Origin of the sequence: Nocardia sp. NPDC059236 (assembly GCF_042754085.1) — a bacterium.
Classification (GTDB): Bacteria; Actinomycetota; Actinomycetes; order Mycobacteriales; family Mycobacteriaceae; genus Nocardia.
In genome coordinates, this window is the sequence record NZ_JBHZAF010000005.1 from 112691 (window position 1) to 132554 (window position 19864).

At 68.4% G+C, this 19864-nt stretch carries 14 protein-coding genes; 10 read left to right on the plus strand and 4 right to left on the minus strand.

The genetic code is table 11. The features are described from left to right. Positions 1 to 223 precede the first annotated feature (223 nt). Positions 224 to 3328 carry an NAD-glutamate dehydrogenase domain-containing protein gene (locus ACFXIV_RS15080; protein WP_379396645.1) on the plus strand — a complete coding sequence of 1035 codons (3105 nt, stop codon included), beginning with the start codon at positions 224 to 226 and terminating at the stop codon, positions 3326 to 3328. On the opposite strand, the gene ACFXIV_RS15085 is transcribed toward ACFXIV_RS15080, so the two are convergent. Further along, positions 3312 to 4838, minus strand: a complete 1527-nt coding sequence (locus ACFXIV_RS15085) for a PucR family transcriptional regulator (RefSeq protein WP_379396647.1) — start codon at positions 4836 to 4838, stop codon at positions 3312 to 3314. The two genes, ACFXIV_RS15080 and ACFXIV_RS15085, sit on opposite strands and share 17 nt — an antisense overlap. Before the next feature lie 141 nt (positions 4839 to 4979). Here ACFXIV_RS15085 and ACFXIV_RS15090 point away from each other — a divergent pair, with 141 nt between their 5' ends. From ACFXIV_RS15090 to ACFXIV_RS15120, 7 genes are all read left to right on the plus strand, one after another. After that, positions 4980 to 6410: an aminobutyraldehyde dehydrogenase gene (locus ACFXIV_RS15090; protein WP_379396649.1), complete on the plus strand. Its 1431-nt coding sequence runs from the start codon at positions 4980 to 4982 to the stop codon at positions 6408 to 6410. 46 nt (positions 6411 to 6456) lie between these two features. After that, positions 6457 to 7797: a 4-aminobutyrate--2-oxoglutarate transaminase gene (gene gabT / locus ACFXIV_RS15095; RefSeq protein WP_379396651.1), complete on the plus strand. Its 1341-nt coding sequence runs from the start codon at positions 6457 to 6459 to the stop codon at positions 7795 to 7797. Positions 7798 to 7817: 20 nt separating this feature from the next. After that, positions 7818 to 9275, plus strand: a complete 1458-nt coding sequence (locus ACFXIV_RS15100) for an NAD-dependent succinate-semialdehyde dehydrogenase (protein ID WP_379396653.1) — start codon at positions 7818 to 7820, stop codon at positions 9273 to 9275. Between the two features lie 143 nt (positions 9276 to 9418). Next, positions 9419 to 10972, plus strand: coding sequence for an APC family permease (locus tag ACFXIV_RS15105; protein ID WP_379396655.1), 1554 nt, complete (start codon positions 9419 to 9421; stop codon positions 10970 to 10972). 45 nt (positions 10973 to 11017) lie between these two features. Beyond that, positions 11018 to 11983, plus strand: coding sequence for a nitrilase-related carbon-nitrogen hydrolase (locus tag ACFXIV_RS15110; RefSeq protein WP_379396657.1), 966 nt, complete (start codon positions 11018 to 11020; stop codon positions 11981 to 11983). Then, positions 11983 to 13008 carry an agmatine/peptidylarginine deiminase gene (locus ACFXIV_RS15115; RefSeq protein WP_379396659.1) on the plus strand — a complete coding sequence of 342 codons (1026 nt, stop codon included), beginning with the start codon at positions 11983 to 11985 and terminating at the stop codon, positions 13006 to 13008. Before ACFXIV_RS15110 ends, ACFXIV_RS15115 begins: the two co-directional genes overlap by 1 nt. A 147-nt stretch (positions 13009 to 13155) precedes the next feature. Further along, on the plus strand, positions 13156 to 14520 hold the full coding sequence (locus ACFXIV_RS15120; protein ID WP_379396661.1) for a flavin monoamine oxidase family protein: 1365 nt from the start codon (positions 13156 to 13158) through the stop codon (positions 14518 to 14520). 421 nt (positions 14521 to 14941) lie between these two features. Here ACFXIV_RS15120 and ACFXIV_RS15125 read toward each other — a convergent pair whose 3' ends face one another. Both ACFXIV_RS15125 and ACFXIV_RS15130 read right to left on the minus strand, forming a co-directional pair. Then, entirely contained in the window at positions 14942 to 16024 is a 1083-nt protein-coding gene (locus ACFXIV_RS15125; RefSeq protein WP_379396663.1) for an NmrA family NAD(P)-binding protein, read from the minus strand. Between the two features lie 431 nt (positions 16025 to 16455). Next, complete coding sequence (locus tag ACFXIV_RS15130) at positions 16456 to 16974, minus strand: hypothetical protein (protein ID WP_379396665.1); 519 nt, start codon at positions 16972 to 16974, stop codon at positions 16456 to 16458. Between the two features lie 277 nt (positions 16975 to 17251). Between ACFXIV_RS15130 and ACFXIV_RS15135 the strand changes: the two genes are divergently transcribed. Beyond that, entirely contained in the window at positions 17252 to 17929 is a 678-nt protein-coding gene (locus ACFXIV_RS15135) for a TetR/AcrR family transcriptional regulator (protein ID WP_379396667.1), read from the plus strand. Between the two features lie 46 nt (positions 17930 to 17975). Here ACFXIV_RS15135 and ACFXIV_RS15140 read toward each other — a convergent pair whose 3' ends face one another. Beyond that, positions 17976 to 18734, minus strand: a complete 759-nt coding sequence (locus tag ACFXIV_RS15140; protein WP_379396669.1) for a class I SAM-dependent methyltransferase — start codon at positions 18732 to 18734, stop codon at positions 17976 to 17978. Between the two features lie 399 nt (positions 18735 to 19133). Between ACFXIV_RS15140 and ACFXIV_RS15145 the strand changes: the two genes are divergently transcribed. Further along, on the plus strand, positions 19134 to 19802 hold the full coding sequence (locus ACFXIV_RS15145) for a hypothetical protein (protein ID WP_379396671.1): 669 nt from the start codon (positions 19134 to 19136) through the stop codon (positions 19800 to 19802). Positions 19803 to 19864: the final 62 nt, after the last annotated feature.

Consider the following 19864-nt stretch of genomic DNA (forward strand, 5'->3'; position numbering starts at 1 on the left):
TTCTTGCATCTCGCGGTCGCCACTGGATGCGTGTTCCGCTCCGTCTCCGGGTGCAGTCCGGGGTGGCATGGACGCTTCCCCATCAGGCGAGTGGGGTCGGCCGGCAATGGACAGGGCGGCGGATCGGGGTGGGGTGAGCGTGCCGGTTCGTCCACTGTGTCGTGGGTCTCCCATGCGGCAGATTGACTGCGGACGGACCCATCGCGCACAGGGAGTTGAACGGATGCATCGCGGAGCAGGCACCGGCACGCTGGACGAACAGCGGATCGATGCTGTCCCCCGGCTGGAATTCGAGCGGATCGCAGGTGAGCTGCCGTCGGCGCGATTGGTCTGGCATGGCACGCCGCCGCATCTCACCACGCTGATCGAGGTCTTCTCGGCGCTGGGATTGCAGGTGATCACCCATGAGGCGAGCGGCGATGAGCTGCGCGCCGTGCATCGGTTCACCTTCCGCCCCACCGCTTTTCCGCTGCACGAGCGAACCGCCGAGCTGATCGCGGACGCATTCCTGGCGGCCGTGGACACCGCCGTGGAGGTCGACGGGTTGATCGGGTTGATCGGCACGGCCGAGCTGGCGTGGCAGGATGTGGTCCTGGTGCGTGCCTCGTGCCGCTATCTACGGCAGGTGGGCCTGCGCCTGAGCGAGGTCACGGTCACCGAGATCCTTTCCGCCCATGCCGAATTCGTGCGCGCGTTCGTGGAGTTGTTCCACGCCAGGTTCGATCCGGCGCGCACTGCCGGGCGGGCCGGGTCGGTAGCCGCCGCCGATGCGGCGGTGCAGCGACGGCTGGAGGCCGCGGCCACGCTGCCGGAGGATCAGCTGCTGCGCGGCCTGTACACCTTCTGCACCGCGGTGCTGCGCACCAACTGGTACCTGCCGGGTCGCGTGGTGGCCGCGTTCAAGGTCGATCCGGCCCGGCTCTCGATCTCGGCCCCGGTCACGCCCTATCGCGAGATCTTCGTGCACGCCGCCGATGTGGAGGGCAGCCACGTGCGAGGCGGCGCGATCGCCCGCGGCGGCTTGCGCTGGTCGGATCGCGGGGACGATTTCCGCACCGAGGTGCTCGGGCTGATGAAGACCCAGACGGTCAAGAACGCGGTCATCGTGCCGACCGGCGCGAAGGGCGTGTTCGTGGCCCGGCGCGGAAGCGATCCCGCCACCGTCGAATCGGCGTACTCGGCGTTCATCGGCGGCCTGCTCGATGTCACCGACAATATTGTCGACGGCGTGACGATCCCGCCCCCGCACTGCGTGGTGTACGACGACCACGATCCGTATCTGGTGGTCGCGGCGGACAAGGGCACCGCGCGCTTCTCCGATCTGGCCAATGGCATTGCGGTATCGCGGGGTTTCTGGCTCGGCGACGCGTTCGCCTCGGGCGGTTCCAGCGGCTACGACCACAAGGCGCTGGGCATTACCGCGCGTGGCGTGTGGTGCTCGATCCGGCAGCATCTGGCCGAGCTGGGCATCGACGCCGACGCGCAGCCGTTCACGGTGGCGGGCATCGGCGATATGTCGGGTGACGTCTTCGGCAACGGCATGCTCGAAACCGATCGGATTCTGCTGGTGGCAGCCTTCGACCACCGCCACATCTTCCTCGACCCGGACCCGGATCCGCTGCTGTCGCACGCCGAGCGCCGCCGCCTGGCCGGTCTCGAGCGCAGCAGCTGGGCCGACTACGACCGCGCCCTGATCTCGGAGGGCGGCGGCGTCTGGCCGCGCACCGCCAAAACCATCCCGCTCTCCCCCGCGGTGCGTGATCGGCTGGGCGTCACCGCGACGGAACTGCCCGCACCCGAGATGATCCGGGCGATTCTGAGCGCCGAGGTGGACCTGCTGTTCAACGGCGGCATCGGCACCTATGTGCGCGGCGGCGACGAGCCGGACACCGCGGTCGCCGACCCGGCCAATGACGAGGTGCGGATTCCGGCGGCGCGGCTGCGCTGCCGGGTGGTCGGCGAGGGCGGCAATCTGGGTCTCACCCAGCGGGCCCGCATCGAGTTCGCGGTGGCGGGCGGCCGGGTCAATGCCGATTTCATCGATAATGCGGCGGGCGTGGCGATTTCGGATCGCGAGGTGAATCTCAAGATCGCGCTCGCGGCCGCGGTGACCGCGGGTTCGCTGACCCCGGCCGAACGCGATCGGCTGCTGGCCGACAATGCCGGCGCGGTGGTCGCCGCCGTGCTCGCCGACTGCGATCGGCAGGCGCTGGCCATCAGCCTGGCCGAGGCGCACGCCCCCTTCCTGATCGATCGGCACGGCCGTTTGATCGAGAACCTGGAGCAGGCCACCGGTCTCGACCGCGCCGCCGAATTCCTGCCCACCCCGGCGGAGCTCACCGCCCGCCGGCGCGCGGGAACCGGCCTGGTGCGCCCGGAGATCGCGGTACTGCTGGCCATGGCCAAGAACCTGGTCCGCGATGAACTCCTCGCCGCCGGAATCCTCGACGATCCGGTGGTGGCCGGGACCGTGTTCGGCTACTTCCCCGATTCGGCGCGCGCCCGGCTGGGTGAGGACGTGCTGCGCAAGCACCCGGTGGCCCGGGAGATCGTGGCCGTGGCGGTCGCGAACCAGGTGATCAACCGGGTCGGCCCCGGCATGATCCACCGCCTGGAGGAGCGCCTCGGCGCGGGCACCGCGCACATCGTGCTGGCCTGCACCGTTGTGCACACCGTGCTCGATATCGACCGCTGGTGGCGCGACGTCCTCGCCCTGCCCGGCGTCTCGCCGCGGGTGCGCATGAGCATCCTCAACGGTATCCAGGCGGCCGTCGAACAGGCCACCGCCTGGTTGCTGACCCAGCCCGGCTCCGGCTCCTGGTCCGAGGAGATCGACCGCCACGCACCGCTGGTCGCGGAATTGATCACGGTGCTGCCGCGACCCTGCGGGCATACCGGACGCGACCTGGCGAACCTGCGTCTGCTGGCGCAGGCGCTGCCGCTGAGCGACATCGCCCGGCGCGCACAGCTTCCGGTGCCGCTGGTTGCGCAGACCTACCGGGAGCTGGGCGATCTCATCGGTTTGGACTGGCTGGCAACGGCTTTCGACGCGAAGCCCGCCTCGGACCGCTGGGAGACCCTGGCTGCCGCCGTGCTGGTCGACGAATTGCAGTCGCGGTGGCACGCGCTCACGGTCGCGGTCCTCGCCGGGGCCGGCCCCACCGCCTCGGCCCGCGATCTCGTGACGGCCTGGGGTGACACCGATTCCGCCGCCAGGCTGCGGGAACTGGCCGGTGGTCTGCGCCGCTCCGGCGGCGTCGATATCGCCCGCCTGTGCGTGCTCAACGCCGGGTTGGCGGAGGCGGCCAAGGTCAGCGCCGGGCGATAACGGCCAGCAGCAGCTCGGCGCGCACCCGTGCGGTATCGAGCCGGCAGCCGAGCACGGATTCGACCTTGACGATCCGGCTGCGCAGCGTATGCCGGTGCACACCGAGGGCGTTGGCGGCGGCTTCCCATTGCCCGTGCGCCTCGAGGTAGGCGCGCAGCGAGTCCACCAGGTTGGTGTCGTGCCGCTCGTCGTAGCCGACGAGCGGCGCGAGCATGGCCTCCGATACCGCGCCGAGCACCCGCCGCGCCTCCGGGAAGGTCAGCAGGGAGTGCCCGGCCAGCGCGGAGAGCTCCTGCGGGCTCGCCCCGGGCGGCGCCGCGGACGCGGACAGCTCCGCGTGTTCGATGGCGGAGGCGAAGCGGCGCAGGGGATGTGGCGCGCTGATCCCGGCACGCACGGTGGCGCGCACGCTCGCGGGCAAGGACCCCAGCAGCTGCTCCGCCGATTCCTCGGTATCGGTTCCGGCCAGCAGGACGGCGGCCCGATCGTCGGCAAGGTGGGCGAACAGCTGCCTGCTCAGCGCCGCCAGCCGCGTGTCGACGGCCTCGACGACCTGGTCGGCGGTGTCCGCCGAGGGACAGCGCAGCACCAGCGCCCGCACGCGCCCGGCCCGGTCGGCGGCCGGAGTCAGATGCCCCCACACGGTGTCGAGCGTGGTCGGTTCCTCGAGCAGCATGGCGATGGCCTGAGTGTTCAAGCGGTTCTGCGCGATGCGCAGTCGCGCGGGTTTCTCGAAGTCCAGGGCGAGCAGTGAGCTGGCGTGCCCGAGCAGCACCTGGTCGACAGGGCTCAGCGCGGTCGTGGTCACGACGGCGAGATGCCCGTGCGCGGCGGGCCCGGCCGCGATGGCCTGCACGGCGATGAACACGTCCGGGGCCGTGTGGATCACTCCGCTGGCCGCGCCGTCGCCGCGGGTCCCGAGAAATTCGGTGATCTTGTCGATGATCTCGGCGGGCGCCGGCCCCGGATGCGCGTCGGTCACCACGCCATCGGCTCCGACGACGATCGCGGTCGCCGACAGCGCCGCCGACAATTCCTTGATGACGGCGGGCACGCCCTGGATCGCGGCGCGGGTCATGCGCGGCTGGCTGCGTGAGGCCCGCAGCACCTTCTCGTACTCCTGTTCGGCGAGCCGCTGCATGACCTTCTTGGTGATCGCGCCGAACGGCGTCGGAAGCGGCACCTCGAACAGCGGCAGCCCGAGCTCATCGGCGGCCTCGACCAGGTCCTCGGGCACGGCCGGGTGCGAGAGCCCGACCCCGAATCCGACGCCGACCACCCCCACCGAGTCGAGATCACGCAGGTAGCGCAGTCGATCAGGGCGACTGAGCGGCAAACCCATGCCGGTGGTGAGCACCAGTTCCCCGCCGGAGAGCCAGTGCTGCGGTTCGGTGAGTTCGGAGGTGAGCGCGAGCGCGATCTCCCGGCCCAGTCCGGCACCGCCGCCTTTGAGCACCAATCCCAGCTCGGGCTGCGACAGGATCCATCGGACCGGAATTCCCACACTCATAGCTCTCCCACAGCAACTGGACACAATGGTGAAACCCCACTCTCGAGTCACGCCGATCCGGCAGGTGACGCAGGGGTGTGTCGCGCAGCACACTCGGTGGCAATCGAGCAGCACTCCCACATCGCACGAGAACGGGCAGACATGACCACGGAGATACTTCGCAACTACATCGACGGCCAGTTTACGGCCGCCACCGCAGCGGAGTCGTTCGAGCTGATCAGCCCGGTGGACGAGTCCGTGACCGGCCGCAGCCCGATCTCCGGGCCCGCCGATGTGGATGCCGCGGTGACCGCCGCCGCCCGCGCCTTCCCGGCCTGGAAGACCGCCACTCCGCGCCGCCGTCAGGCCGCCCTGCTGAAACTGGCCGACGCCATCGAAGCCAATGCGCAGGCCCTGGTCGAGGCGCAGTCCCTCGATACCGGCCAGCCCAAGCATCTGATCGCCTCCGAGGAGGTCGCCGCGGGCGCGGATCACCTGCGCTTCTTCGCCGGGGCGGCGCGACTGCTCGAGGGCAAGTCGGCCGGTGAGTACATGGAGGGCTTCACCTCCTATGTGCGCCGCGAGCCGGTCGGCGTGATCGGCCAGGTGACGCCGTGGAACTACCCGCTCATGATGGCCATCTGGAAGATCGGCCCGGCGCTGGCGACCGGCAATACGGTCGTCCTCAAGCCCAGTGACACCACGCCCCGCAGCACCCTGGTGCTGGCCGAACTGACCCGCGACATCCTGCCCGCCGGCGTCCTGAACGTGGTGCTCGGCACCGCGGGCACCGGGGCCGCGCTGGTCGCGCATCCGGCCCTGGACATGGTGGCCATCACCGGTTCGGTGCGCGCGGGCATCGCGGTGGCCACCGCCGCCGCCCATCAGGTGAAGCGGGCGCATCTCGAATTGGGCGGCAATGCACCGGTCCTGGTGTTCGACGACGCGGATCTGGCGCTCGCCGCCGATCGCATCGGTGATGCCGCCTACTTCAACGCCGGTCAGGACTGCACGGCCGCCACCCGCGTGCTGGTGCACGAGTCCGTGCACGACGCCTTCGTGCAGGCCCTGGTCGAGAAGGCGCGCACGGTGCAGCCGGGCCTGCCCGACAATCCGGATGCCGCCTACGGCCCGCTCAACAACATCCGCCACTTCGAGTCGGTCACCGGCAAGATCGCGGCGCTGCCCGCGCACGCCACCATCGCCACCGGCGGTGTGCGGATCGGCGAGCGCGGCTTCTTCTTCGCGCCGACCGTGGTGACCGGTGTGCGCCAGGACGATCCGATCGTGCAGGAGGAGATCTTCGCCCCGGTGATCACCGTGCAGACCTTCGCCGACGAGTCCGAGGCCGTCCGCCTGGCCAATGACGTGGTCTACGGCCTGGCCTCGAGCGTGTGGAGCCGCGACCACGGTGTGGTGCAGCGGGTTTCGGCCGCGCTGGACTTCGGCGCGGTGTGGGTGAACTGCCATATTCCGCTCGTCGCCGAGATGCCGCACGGCGGTTTCAAGCGCTCCGGCCACGGCAAGGATCTGTCCGCCTACGGCGTCGAGGACTACACGCGCATCAAGCACGTCATGAGCGCACACGACTGATTCCGGCCGCACCGGCCCCCGAATTCCCTTCCGCAGAAAGACTTTCATGACAGAGATCAGCTACCGGATTCCGCAGCAGCGGGTGCTCCGGACCGCCCTGCCCGGCCCGCGCTCGCAGGAACTGGCGGCGCGCCGCAAGGGCGCCGTCGCCGCGGGCGTCGGTTCCACCGCTCCGGTGTACACCGCCGACGCCGATGGTGGCGTCATCGTCGATGTGGACGGCAATGCGCTCATCGATCTGGCCGCGGGCATCGCGGTCACCAATGTCGGGGCGTCGCATCCGAAAGTCGTTGCGGCGATCAAGGATCAGGCCGAGCGGTTCACCCACACCTGTTTCATGGTGGCCCCGTACGAGGGCTACATCGAGGTGGCCGAGCAGCTGGCCGCGCTGACTCCGGGCGATCACGAGAAGCGCAGCGTGCTGTTCAATTCCGGCGCGGAAGCGGTGGAGAACGCCATCAAGGTGGCGCGTCTGGCCACCGGCCGCCCCGCGGTGGTCGCCTTCGATCACGCCTATCACGGCCGCACCAACCTGACCATGGCGCTGACCGCGAAATCCATGCCGTACAAGCAGAATTTCGGCCCGTTCGCGCCCGAGGTCTACCGGATGCCGATGTCGTATCCGTTCCGCGACGGCGGCCAGGACGGCGCGGCGGCGGCGCGGGAGGCGATCACCCGGATCGAGAAGCAGATCGGCGCGACCTCGGTGGCGGCCATCATCATCGAGCCGATCCAGGGCGAGGGCGGATTCATCGTGCCCGCACCGGGATTCCTTCCGGCGCTGGCCGATTGGGCCCGTGCCAACGGCGTGGTGTTCATCGCCGACGAGGTGCAGACCGGTTTCGCCCGCACCGGCGACTGGTTCGCCTGCGCGCACGAGGGCGTGGTGCCCGACATCATCACCATGGCCAAGGGCATCGCGGGCGGTATGCCGCTCTCGGCGATCACCGGCCGCGCCGATCTCATGGACGCGGTACACCCGGGCGGCCTGGGCGGCACCTACGGCGGCAATCCGGTCGCCTGCGCCGCCGCGCTGGCCGCCATCGACGCCATCCGCGAGCACGATCTCACTGCCCGTGCCCGCCGCATCGGCGAGATCGCCTCGACCCGCTTGCGCGCACTCGCGCAGCAGGTTCCGGCGATCGGCGAGGTGCGCGGCCGGGGCGCGATGCTGGCGCTGGAGTTCGTCCGCCCCGGCGGCACCGAACCCGATGCCGCCCTGACCGCCGCCATCGCCGCCCGCTGCCTGGAGCAGGGTGTGCTCACCTTGACCTGCGGCACCTTCGGCAATGTGATCCGGCTGCTGCCGCCGCTGGTGATCGGCGAGGACCTGCTGAACGACGCCCTGGATGTGTTGTGCACCGCCATCGGTGATCTGTCCGCGTAATCGACTGGTGAGGAAATCTGTTGTCCGAGTTCGACTTCGTTCGCGCCCTCGTTCCCACCGGTGTCTGGATCGACGGAGTCGCGGCCCCCGCGTCCGGCGGCGGCACCTTCACCGTGACCGATCCGGCCACCGGTGACCTGCTCACCGAGGTCGCCGACGCCGGCCGCGAGGACGCCCTGCGGGCCCTCGACTCGGCCTGCCGGATGCAATCCGAGTGGGCCGCAACGGCTCCCCGCGAGCGCTCCGCGATCCTGCGGCGGGCCTGGGAACTGCTGGTGGATCGCACCGAGGAGATCGCGCTGCTGATGACCCTGGAGATGGGCAAGACCATCGCCGAGTCGCGCGGCGAGGTGGCCTACGGCGCGGAGTTCCTGCGCTGGTTCAGCGAGGAGGCGGTCCGGATCGGCGGCCGCTACACCACCGCGCCCGCGGGCACCGGCCGCATTCTGGTCACCCGGCAGCCGGTCGGCCCGGTGCTGGCCATCACACCGTGGAACTTCCCGCTGGCCATGGGCACCCGCAAGATCGGCCCCGCCCTGGCGGCCGGGTGCACCGTGATCGCCAAGCCCGCCGAGGACACCCCGCTCACCATGCTGGCGCTGGCCGCGATCTTCGCCGAGGCCGGTCTGCCCGCGGGCGTGCTGTCGGTACTGCCGGGCAGCGATGCCGCCGCCGTCACCGCGCCGCTGCTGGCGGATCCGCGGTTGCGGAAGCTGACCTTCACCGGGTCCACCCGCGTGGGCACGCTGCTGCTGCGGCAGGCCGCCGGCAATGTGCTGCGCACGTCCATGGAACTGGGCGGCAATGCGCCGTTCATCGTGTTCGAGGACGCCGATCTGGACCAGGCCCTCGATGGCGCGATGGCCGCGAAGATGCGCAACGGCGGTCAGGCGTGCACGGCGGCGAACCGTCTCTACGTGCACGATTCGCTGCGCGAGCAGTTCGCCTCCCGCTTCGCCGAGCGGCTGGCCGCGCTGCGCGTCGGCCCCGGCTACCAGCCCAACGTCGATCTCGGACCGCTGATCAACGAGCGGCAGCGCACCACCGTGACCGCACTGGTGGACGACGCGATCGCCTCCGGCGCTGTGCTGCGCACCGGCGGCAAACCGCTCGACGGTCCGGGCTGCTTCTTCGAGCCCACCGTGCTCGACAATGTGGCGCGCACCGCGCGGATGCACCGGGAAGAAATCTTCGGCCCGGTCGCCGCGATCTACGGTTTCGACACCGAAGCCGACGTGGTGGCCGCCGCCAATGACACCGAATTCGGTTTGGCGGCTTATATTTTCACGAAAGACCTCGATCGCGCTCTGCGCGTGAGCGACGCCCTGGAAGCCGGCATGGTCGGCATCAATCGCGGCGTCGTCTCCGACCCGGCCGCTCCCTTCGGCGGAGTCAAACAGTCCGGCCTGGGCAGCGAGGGCGGATCCGAGGGGATCCACGAATACCTCGACACCAAATACGTCGCGCTCACTCGCTGACGTCACCTCCCGGCACCCCGGCCCCTGCGCCGGATCTCGTGCCGAACCGGCCGTTCCCGGCCGGTGTCTCCACCGCGGCGCGGCGCCGGTGGGAGCGCGCTGATCGCCCCCACCGCCGCCAGACCCTCGCAAGAGGAGCTCTCATGCTCATCCAGAATTCTCCGGGGATCGAATCCTCCGCCTCCGGCGGCAAAGGATTGGCCACCAACAAGGTCGGCGTACTGGCCGGGGCCGTGCTCAGTATCGCGTCCATCGCGCCCGCGTACACGACGACGGCCAGTCTGGGTTTGATCGTCGCCGCCGTCGGCCTCAAGATGCCGGCGCTGCTGATCGCCGGATTCATTCCGATGTTCCTGGCGGCGTACGCCTATCGCGAATTCAATGCCGAAACTCCGGACTGCGGAGCCTCGTTCACCTGGTCGGCACGATCGCTGGGCCCCTACGTCGGCTGGATGGCCGGGTGGGGTTCGGTGATCGCCGTGGTGATCGTGTTGGCCAACATCGCGGCGGTCGGCGCGGAGTTCCTGTACCTGTTCGCGGGCAAGCTGGTGGGGTCGGAGACCATCGCGACCCTCGGTGACAACAAGCCGATCAATATCGTGACCACGCTGGCGTTCCTGGCGGCGGCCGGGTGGGCGGCCGGCCGCGGCATCACCTCGAGTGAGCGCCTGCAGTATGTGCTGGTCGGCTTTCAGCTGACGGTGCTGCTGGTGTTCGCCGGTATGGCGCTGTGGAAGGCACTGGCCGAGGACGCGCCGTCCGGACTGAGCTTCGATATCGACTGGTTCGATCCGTTCACCGGACTCACCCTGGGCGCGTTCGCCATGGGCTTGATCGGGTCGGTGTTCCTGTACTGGGGCTGGGATACCGCGCTCACCCTCGGCGAGGAGTGCAAGGATCCGCAGCGCACCCCCGGGCGGGCCGGAGTGCTGTCGATCCTGACCGTGCTCGGCACGTATCTGCTGCTGGCGGTGTCGCTCATGTGGTACGCCGGAGTCGGCGAAACCGGTATCGGACTGGGCAATCCGCAGACCTCGGACAATGTGTTCGGCGCGCTGGCCCAACCGGTGCTCGGCGGCAACGGCGAGATTCTGCTGTACCTCGCGGTGCTGGTCTCCACCATCGCCAGCCTGCAGGCCACCTTCCTGCCCGCGGCGCGCGCCATGCTCGCCATGGGCACCTACCGGGCGCTGCCCAGCCGGTTCGCCTCGGTGCACCCGCGCTATCAGGTGCCGCGGTTCACCACCGCGGTCGCCGCGGTGGTGGCGGGCGGTTTCTACGCGCTGACCGCGCTGCTGTCGCAGCACGTCCTGCAGGACACGATCGCCGCGCTGGGCATCATGATCTGCTGGTACTACGGACTGACCGCGTTCGCGTGTGTCTGGTACTTCCGCAAGCGGTGGTTCGCCTCGGGCCGCGATTTCCTGTTCAAGCTGCTGTTCCCGCTGCTCGGCGGGACCATGCTGCTGATCATCTTCGCCATCTCGGTGCGGGAGAGCCTCGACCCGGCAACCGGTAGCGGCGCCGAGATCTTCGGCATCGGGCTGGTGTTCTATCTGGGGTTCGGGATTCTGGTGCTGGGCGCGGCGCTGATGCTGGTGCAGCGCTGGCGGGATCCGGCCTACTTCCGGAGCCGGACCTTGCCGCGCGCGGTGTCGGGCGATCCGATGCTCGCCGTGCAGGCGCCCACCGTCTAGCGAATCCCACTGCGCCGCAATCCTATTCCCACTACAGGAGGAATCATGCACGTCGTCACCTGTTTCGAACCGCCCCGCTCTCACGCCCGGGTCGGCGAGCCGGTCCGCCCGCCGCTGCGGGTGGCCCTGGTACAGCACCGCTGGCAGGCCGACGCCGATGCGCTGCACGCCGAGCTGAGCGCGGGCATCGCCCGGGCGGCCGAGCTCGGAGCCAAGGCCGTGTTCCTGCCGGAACTGACGCTGAGCAAATACCCGGCGTTCGTGCGCGGCGGCGACAACCCGTGCGCCGAGGCCGAGGATCTGACGACCGGGCCCACCGTCACCTTCGCGGCGAAGGCGGCCCTCGAGCACGGCGTGTTCGTGCACGCCTCACTGTACGAGCGCGCCGATCAGGGCGACGGGCTGGGCTTCAATACCGCGATCCTGGTGTCCCCCAGCGGCGAACTCGTCGGTCGCACCCGCAAGCTGCACATTCCGATCAGCGCCGGCTACTACGAGGACACCTACTTCCGCGCGGGCCCCGCGACCGAGGAGTCCTACCGCCCGCACACGCATCCGGATCTCGGTGAAGTCCGCATCGGCATGCCGACCTGCTGGGACGAGTGGTTCCCCGAAGTGGCGCGGCTGTACTCGCTGGCCGGAGCGGAGGTGATCGTCTACCCGACCGCCATCGGCTCCGAACCGTCCTTCCCGGCCTTCGACACCCAGCCGCTGTGGCAGCACGTGATCGTCGGCAACGGCATCACCAGCGGCACATTCATGGTGGTGCCCAACCGTTTCGGCGACGAGGGCGAGATCACCTTCTACGGTTCGTCCTTCATTTCCGACCCCTACGGCCGGATCCTGGTACAGGCCCCGCGCGACGAGGCGGCGGTGCTGGTCGCCGATCTGGATCTGGATCAGCGCCGCGACTGGCTGACCCTGTTCCCGTTCCTGCACACCCGCCGGCCCGACACCTACGCCCGCCTGACCGCGCCGGTGGATCACCAGCACCCCTTCGGGCGGCCCTGATGACCTGGCACATGCCCGCCGAGCACGCACCGCATCGGCGCACCTGGATGGCGTTCCCGCCCGCCGGGTCGGAGATCACCGCGACCCCGCAGGCGGTGACCGAGGCCCGCATAGCGTGGACAGCGGTGGCCCACGCGGTTGCCGAGTTCGAACCGGTCACCATGATCGTGGACCCGGCCGATGCGGCGGCGGCCCGGACCTGCCTGTCGAGTGCCATCGAGATCGTCGAAGCGCCCCTGGACGATGCCTGGATGCGCGATATCGGGCCGACCTTCGTGCACGCCGCGGACGGGTCGGTCGCGGCGGTGGACTGGGTGTTCAACGGCTGGGGCCAACAGGAGTGGGCCAGGTGGGAACACGATGCGAAGATCGGCCGGGCGGTCGCGGCGGCGGCCGGGACGCCGGTGGTGGATTCGGCGCTGGTCAACGAGGGCGGCGGCATCCAGGTCGACGGCTCCGGGACGGTCCTCGTCACCGAGACCGTGCACCTGGACCCCTACCGCAATCCGGGCCTGACCAAGGCGGAGGTCGAGGCCGAGTTGCGCCGCACGATCGGCGTCGACACGGTGATCTGGCTGCCGCGCGGGCTGTGGCGGGACTCGCAACGATTCGGCACCCGCGGGCATGCCGATATCGTCGCCGCGCTGCCCGCACCCGGTGTGGTGCTGGTGCACGATCAGCGTGATCCCGAGCATCCCGACCATGCGCTCAGCCGGCAGCTCATGACACAGATGGCCGCCGAAACCGATTCGGCCGGAAAGCCTTTCGAGGTGGTGCCGGTGCCCGCCCCGCGAACGCTGCGGGACGAGGAGGGCTTCGTCGACTACAGCTACATCAACCACTACGTGTGCAACGGCGCGGTCATCCTGTGCGGATTCGACGACCGCACCGACGCCGAGGCCGCGGCCGTGCTGGCCGATGTCTATCCCGGCCGCGTCATCGTGACGGTCGACGCGCGGGAGATCTTCGCGCGCGGGGGCGGCATCCACTGCATCACCCAGAACGAGCCCCTGCCCGCCCGGTGACAACTCGGCCGGCACGCCGGAATGGCGATTGAGGGGCCGGCCGAGTCGCCGCAGTGGAGCGAGCGGGGCCGTCAGCGCACCCACATACTAGAAACAGCAACCCTCGGGTTATCTTCAGGAAAACTCGATGTTCAGCAAGGAGTTCTCGTGCCTGTCATCACTCGCGACGTCGTGATCGTCGGCGCCGGGCCGTCCGGCCTGACCGCCGCCACCGAACTACACAAGGCCGGTCTGACCGTAGCCGTGCTGGAAGCTCGTGATCGAGTCGGCGGACGCACCTGGACCGGCGACATCGAGAACGCGATGATCGAGATCGGCGGCCAGTGGCTGTCCCCGCATCACACCGCCGCCCTCGAGCTGGTCGAGGAACTCGGCCTGAAGACCTTCTCCCGCTACCGCGACGGCGAATCGGTCTACCTCGCCGCCGACGGCACCCGCCAGCAGTTCACCGGCGACGTCTTCCCCGCGCCCGCCGACACCGCCGCCGAGATCGACCGCCTCATTCGGCTGCTCGACGGGCTGGCCGCCGAGGTCGGCGCGGAGCAGCCGTGGGCGCATCCGCTTGCGGCCGAACTGGATTCGATCCCGTTCAGCCTGTGGCTGGAACGGCAGTCCGACAACGACTACGCCCGCGAGACGGTGGCGTTCTTCGTCTCCGGAGCCATGCTGACCAAGCCCGCACACACCTTCTCGACACTGCAGGCACTGCACATGGCCGCCGCGCAGGGGTCCTACACCGCGCTGGCCACCGACACCTTCATGCTGGACAAGCGGGTCATCGGTGGCATGCAACAGGTTTCGCAACGCCTGGCCGCCACCATCGGCGACGATGTGCACCTGAATTCGCCGGTGCGGAAGGTGCAATGGTCCGAGACCGGCGTCAGCGTCTTCGCCGACAGCGATCTGGAGGTGCGCGCCGACCGCGTGGTGCTGGCGGTGCCACCGAACCTGTACTCCGCCATCAGCTTCGATCCGCCCATGCCGCGTCGTCGCCAGCAGATGTACCAGCACATGTCGTTCGGTTTCGTGGTGAAGGTGCACGCGGTGTACCCGACCCCGTTCTGGCGCGCGAAAGGCCTGTCCGGCACCGGTTTCAGTGATACCGACATCGTGTCGGAGGTCTACGACAACACCAACCACGACGCCACCAACGGCGCGATGGTCGGCTTCATCGCCCACGAGCAGGCCGACGCCGTGTTCGAGATGAGCCCCGCCGAGCGCAAGCAGGCCGTGCTCGACTGCTTGGTCCGCTACCTCGGCCCCGAGGCCGCCGACCCGGTCGTCTACTACGAATCCGACTGGGGCGCGGAGGAATGGACCCGCGGCGCCTACGGCGTCAGCTTCGACCTGGGCGGCATGACCCGCTACGGCCGCGACCACCGCGACCCGGTCGGCCCGATCCACTTCTGCTGCTCGGACCTGGCAGGGCACGGCTTCCAGCACGTGGACGGCGCGATCCGGATGGGCCGCCGCGCGGCCGCCGCCATCGCGGCCGAACGCAGCCTCGTGTAGCCACACCGTCCCTCACAACCGGTCTGTTCTCGAGTGTGCGGCGGCTCCGGGCCGACCGCCGCACACCGAGACCGAACACGGTGGGGACTTCGCCCTCACCGACGGCCGGCCGGATGTTGGCGGCGTGCTCGATCGCGCAGGCTCAGCCCTCGTCGCCTTCCAGCCTCGCCCGCACGACTTCCTGCGGTCGGCCAGAGCAGCCTCCTGAAGCGGGCGCTGTCGATCTCATCCGGATAAGCCCAGTCCTGAAGCCGATGAAACCCGAGCCGCAGCTGACTGACCATGTCCCCCATGACTGAATTGGCCACGACCTCACCTCCGCCTGGATGGGCAGCAAAATCACAGCCATCCGGCTGTAGCGCCGCTGGAACCTCGCCGGAACCGATCACCACTTCCGAACACCACCCCCGGGGAGGGTGGTCTAGGACCGACTGCTCGCGGTTGAGGTGGTGTGTTCGCTGCGCCAGATTGCGGATTGGCCCGAAAGCCGGGGGTGCGCGGGCTGCGGGTGCTGCTGGAGTCGATCGAAGCGGTCCAGGTCGTGCATCGGTACCAGGCCGGTCACCGTGAAGTTCCACATCTGGCGGATGAGATTCCCTGCGGTACGCCGGGTTTCCGGGCGGGTCGCGTAACGGCGGGCGATGGTGAGGAAGTCTTCGGGTTCGACGCCGGCGACATCGCGGACATGGGTGGTGGGGCCGCCCACCTCCCAGGTTCCCAGCGCGGCCTCGAGCGCGTAGTAGCGCAAGCCGGACTCCAGGTACAGGTCGAAACCGAGTCGTTTCGCGTTCACGCGCACGGCCTTCATCAGCATCCGCGGGGGAACCTCGAGGTGGCGTACCCGTCGGCCCAACGCCGCACCCACGGCGTCGGCGATCTCTGCTCCGGTCAGCAGCGTGGGCCCGGTCGGGCGGTAGGCCCGACCGTCATGACGGTGCGGGTCCAGTAGCGCGCCCACCGCAACCCGGGCGATGTCTTCGTTGGAGGGGGGCGCATTGCGTCGGCCCCCGGTCGGCGCGGGCAGCACGCCCAGCTGGGCGGCCACACCGATGAACTGCAGGTAGTTGTCGGCGAACCAGCCGGGGTCGACCGCGACGTGGGCGGTATCGGGTAGCAGCTCGAACAGCTTGTCGATCAACCAGTGCTGGCGGGTCATCAGCGAGGGATGCTCGGGGCTGGCCAGCCACTGCCCCAGCGCCACCACCGCCTCGACACCCGAGCACCGCGCGGCCACGGCGAAGGAGACCGCACTGTCGAGTGCATAGGGGTGGTACGGGGGGTTGAAGAACAGCCGGTCGACCCCGTCCATCGCGGCCTGTACCTGCTGGATATCGAAAATGTCGGCGACGACCGTTTCGGCGCCCAGGGCCCTCAGCCGTGCGCTGCGCGCATCGTCGCGATGCACCAAAGCCCTTGTCGGCACGCCCTTCTCCAATAATTGGGCGGCGACGGCGCCGCCGATCTTTCCGGTGGCGCCGGTTACCAGCACACGAGTGGTTGTCATCGGAGTTCCTTTCCAGGTTTGCGTCTCGGTTCGCGGACCTGCGGCTCCGACAAGTTGCCACTGGTCACATCTCCGAGTGTGGGACGAAATGTGACCATTGTCAACATTGGGGTGGCGTGGCAGCCGAAAGCCATGAGCAGCACTCACCTACGCTGGGTCGACGCCGAGCCGCGCTGGGGGCGACAGCGAGCCGCCGCGGCGGAAGTCCTACCGCCACGGCGCGCTGCGCTCGGCCTTGATCGAGGCGGGCATCCCCCGACCCCGCCCCTGGTCGTTAATTCGTCACAGTGGCGTATTGATCTGGGCTGGTTGGATGGTGGAATCTGTTGCTATCGTGGCGAACTCGCGCCCGGATCAGCTCTCCGGTGTCGCGAGACGGGGGTGATTTCATGCATCCCGACCTCGCCCTGCGGTAAGCGCCGGGATGGGCCTCAGCCCGCGGGCTGGGTGCGCCGGATGCCTCGCCAGCCCAATGGGAGTTGGACGCGGCCTGCCCGGATATCGCCGATGAGGTGGGCGTAGCCGTCACGAACTTCGCCGAGATGGACCCACGCGGAGTGCCGAAGCTCCTCGCAGTCGCTGTGCAGCACCGTCCACCACGCCTCGGCGTAGGTCTTCGCCACGTGACTGATCACCTCGCCGAAGGTATGCGTGTGGCGGCGGGCGCACCGGGTGTGGCGTGTATAGGACGCGGCCCAAGAGTTGATCTTGTCGATGACCTTCGCGATATCCGCGCACAGCGCCGCCTCGGTGACCTCCGGTGCATTCCTCCGCGGATTCAGAACCGCCGAAATCAGCGCGGCATGCAGGTCGCCGAGTTCTCTCGCCCACGTGATGAGCGGGAACGGCTCGGTGAGCCGCCCGGCGATCGCGGCCAATAGTTGGTCCGGCGACAGCAGGGATACCGCATCCGTCGCCTGATCCCCGTACGCGGCTACATCCGCATTCATGGGTGACCACACGTTGTGCTGCCAGTGAAGCCGGTCATGCGATATGTGCGAAGGCTCGTCGCTCAATGACGGCATCGGCGGAATGGAGGTGCTGATACATGGGCGGTAAGTCAACTTTTCGCGCTGAATGGTTGATGTAGAGAACGCGCCACTGCGACTCGGGGGATTATGCTAATACTGACTGCGCACTCAGTCAACGACTGGTCGAGCAGTCGGTCGGTGCGAGGGTGTCCGGAAATTTGGACGAGGAGGGGCGGGATCAGTGAGTGAACATGCGGTGGGACCGGGCAAGTCGGGCGCGATTCTCGATATTTTCACGCGCCATGTCGCCGAGAAGGGCTATGACGGAACGAGTTTCAGCGGTGTCGCCAGCGAACTGGGCATCTCGCAGGGCTTGATCGTGCACCATTACGGCACGAAGGCGCGCTTGATGGAAGCTCTGCACGTTTCCTATATGCGGCGCCGTGTCGATGAGGCGGAGCGAATCGTGTCGACCTTCGCCACACCGCCCGAGCAGCTGGCCGGGCTGTTGCACGCGGCCATGCTGTATCAGGTGCACGACCGAAACGGGACCGTCGCATTCCAGCGCGAGGTCGCACGACTCGCGCAGGAGGATGCGGATTCCGAAGGGCGCAAGCTGCGCAGGCATTACATCGGAATCCTGCTCGGCGTCCTCGACGCGGGCATCGCGTCCGGTGACTTCCGGCCCGTCGATACCAGCATCCGGAGCCTGCTCATTTTCGGTGCCGCGCAATGGGCGTGGACGTGGTTCGAGCCGGACGGGCGCAGATCTGCCGAAGAGGTCGGTGCCGAACTGGTCGATCTCGCTCTCGGATCTCTGTTGGTGGACAGGGCATCGTTGTCGCGCCTCCGCGATCCCGAAGGCCAAATCGTCGCAACGGTGATCGGCATCATCTCCACTGCTCCGGCGTCTCGAGCAGCGTTGGGGGAATGACCGGCGCCGACCTGAACCATTCGGGTGCGCGGCAGCTCGAAAGGGGCTAGTCGAGGCGGGTGGCGACCACGGCCCACACGGGCACGTGCACCCGGTTGTTCTTCAGCAACGGCCCGATGATCTGGAGTTGTTCCATCATCGGCTTCATCCGATCAGCCCATCCGGAGTCGTCGCTCATCTCCTTGGTCATGTAGGCGAACGTCTCCGCGCTGAAGTTGGCCTGGTAGGTGGTGGTTCCCAGGTGGTCGATGACCCACCCGGCCGCGGAGAGCACGCGGTCGAAATTCTCCGCCGGCAAACCTTCGAGCTGAAGGCCGTTGACGTTGTGGCGGCCGAATTCGAACATGAACAGTCGCGCCCCCCGTCTCGTGGCGCGGTGCAGGGCCTGCGCGTACCGGATCTGGGTTTCTTCGTCGTCGAGGAACACGTGGTAGAAGGCGCTGTCGATGACGGTGTCGAACCGATCCTCCAAGCCCTCGAGTTTGGTGGCATCGGCCACCTCGAAGTTCACCGTCACCCCGGCGCGCTCCGCGTTGCGCTTGGCCCGCTCGATGGCCGACGGCGACGAGTCGATACCGGTGACCGAGTAGCCCTTGGATGCGTAGTAGATCGCGTGATGTCCCGGGCCGGTTCCGGGGTCGAGCACCTCGCCCCGCACGGCGCCGTAGGCCACCAACTGCTGCACCGCCGGCTGTGGGCCGCCGATGTCCCAGGGGATCAATGCGGGAGGTCCCTGTTCCGATGCCGTGTCGTGGTACAGGGCTTCGAAGTCCATCTGATCGTCGTGGTTCGGTTCCGTGCCCATGACTCCTCCTTCGATTGCGGATGGGCAACACATGAAGGGTCGTGCCAAGCGATGAGGCGAATTGTTCCGATGATGGGGCGTCGGTTCTCGGATCATCAGTTTAGTTGTTGCACCACCGACGGTTGCCCGGTGCTGTTGTTCATTCCGTGCCCGGTGCCGAACATGCTGATCTGAGGAATTGAAATCCTTTGGTGTATTTGGCTTTTGGTGAAAACGTCTGATTCGACCGAAATTGGCGATGGCCGATGCTGGATGGTGTGGAAACTGTTGCCACCGGAGCGAGTTGGTTCGGGCTGCTAACAGTTCCGCTCAGTGGGACACGGGCCGGTTGCCGTCCCGAAGGCTGGGTTACTGTCCGGTTGGTTCGATGATCAGCATCACATTCCGGGTAGCAGGGCTATGAAACTGACGTATTTGCTGTGGGGGGCCGAATTGAAGACGAGCCTGCATGATGGCGAACTGCGGCGGGCGCTGTCCTGCTGCGGTGTCAGCGAGCTGCAGGTGAATATCCGTGACGAGTACGTCGCTGCGGCCGAGCTGTGGATGTGTACCTATGACACGCCCGTCGACGCCGTGGTGACGCTGCGCGGGGTCGAGGATCCCGATCAGATCACCGCGCTGCTGCGGCCGCTGGCCGATCGGCTCGACGGGTTCGTCGTCGACGAGCTCACCCCGTTGCGCCCGCCGTGCACCGACAGCGGTGTCCGCGCTGACGCATTGGCGCGCATCGCGGTGATGAGGATTCCGGCGGGAATGACCCGGGCGCAGTGGCTGGAGAACTGGATCGGCGACCACACCCAGGTCGCGCTGGACAACCAGGCCAGTCTGGGCTACATCCAGAATCCCGTGCTGGGCTCGATCACCCCCGGCGGGCGGGTCGACGCCGTCGTCGAGGAACTGTTCCCGATGGCGGCGATGTCGGATCCGCACGCCTACTGGGGAAGTGGTGGTGACGACGCCGAACTCGAGCGGCGCTGCACCCGCATGCTCGACAGCATCGCCCGATTCGGCGCCGACCGCGACCTCGACGTCATCCCGACCAGCCGCTACGTCTACTCGCTGCGCTGACCGGTCCGCCGACCCGCCCCGGCCGCCTTGAAGGCCTGAGCCGACGCAGGGGGCCGAACCGG

What these genes read in the sequence shown, in the direction of transcription:
- ACFXIV_RS15080 (WP_379396645.1), top strand. Translation starts at nt 224, where the DNA reads ATGCATCGCGGAGCAGGCACCGGCACGCTGGACGAACAGCGGATCGAT.
- ACFXIV_RS15085 (WP_379396647.1), bottom strand. Translation starts at nt 4,838, where the DNA reads ATGAGTGTGGGAATTCCGGTCCGATGGATCCTGTCGCAGCCCGAGCTG.
- ACFXIV_RS15090 (WP_379396649.1), top strand. Translation starts at nt 4,980, where the DNA reads ATGACCACGGAGATACTTCGCAACTACATCGACGGCCAGTTTACGGCC.
- gabT (WP_379396651.1), top strand. Translation starts at nt 6,457, where the DNA reads ATGACAGAGATCAGCTACCGGATTCCGCAGCAGCGGGTGCTCCGGACC.
- ACFXIV_RS15105 (WP_379396655.1), top strand. Translation starts at nt 9,419, where the DNA reads ATGCTCATCCAGAATTCTCCGGGGATCGAATCCTCCGCCTCCGGCGGC.
- ACFXIV_RS15110 (WP_379396657.1), top strand. Translation starts at nt 11,018, where the DNA reads ATGCACGTCGTCACCTGTTTCGAACCGCCCCGCTCTCACGCCCGGGTC.
- ACFXIV_RS15115 (WP_379396659.1), top strand. Translation starts at nt 11,983, where the DNA reads ATGACCTGGCACATGCCCGCCGAGCACGCACCGCATCGGCGCACCTGG.
- ACFXIV_RS15125 (WP_379396663.1), bottom strand. Translation starts at nt 16,024, where the DNA reads ATGACAACCACTCGTGTGCTGGTAACCGGCGCCACCGGAAAGATCGGC.
- ACFXIV_RS15130 (WP_379396665.1), bottom strand. Translation starts at nt 16,974, where the DNA reads ATGAATGCGGATGTAGCCGCGTACGGGGATCAGGCGACGGATGCGGTA.
- ACFXIV_RS15140 (WP_379396669.1), bottom strand. Translation starts at nt 18,734, where the DNA reads ATGGGCACGGAACCGAACCACGACGATCAGATGGACTTCGAAGCCCTG.
- ACFXIV_RS15145 (WP_379396671.1), top strand. Translation starts at nt 19,134, where the DNA reads ATGAAACTGACGTATTTGCTGTGGGGGGCCGAATTGAAGACGAGCCTG.